1 protein-coding gene is annotated in these 562 nt (G+C 64.9%); it reads left to right on the top strand.

What is annotated here, in order from left to right:
* The coding region (locus AC5E6L_RS11110) for a pyridoxal-phosphate dependent enzyme (protein ID WP_491773296.1) at nucleotides 1-562 on the top strand (562 nt) is incomplete at both ends.

Here is a 562-nt window from a genome sequence, read left to right on the forward strand (position 1 = left end):
AGGGCATGTTCGGCATGTTCGGCGGCCGTTTCGTCGCCGAGACGCTGATGCCGCTGATCCTCGATCTCCAGGACGAATGGAACGGGGCCAGGGCCGATCCGGCCTTTCAGGAAGAACTGGCCGAACTGGGACGCCACTACACCGGCCGACCCTCGCCGCTCTATTTCGCCGAGCGGCTGACGGCGCATCTGGGCGGCGCGAAGATCTATTTCAAGCGCGACGAACTGAACCATACGGGCAGCCACAAGATCAACAATTGCCTCGGCCAGATCCTGCTCGCAAGGCGCATGGGCAAGACGCGCATCATCGCCGAGACAGGCGCCGGGCAGCACGGCGTCGCCGCGGCGACCGTGTGCGCGCGGTTCGGTTTTCCGTGCCACGTCTATATGGGCGCGACCGACATCGACCGGCAGGCGCCGAACGTGTTCCGCATGAAGCTTCTGGGCGCCCAGATCACGCCCGTCACCTCCGGCAACGGCACGCTCAAGGACGCCATGAACGAGGCGCTGCGCGACTGGGTGACCAATGTCGAGAGCACCTATTACATCATCGGCACGGCCGC

This window comes from Roseitalea sp., from assembly GCF_984466335.1.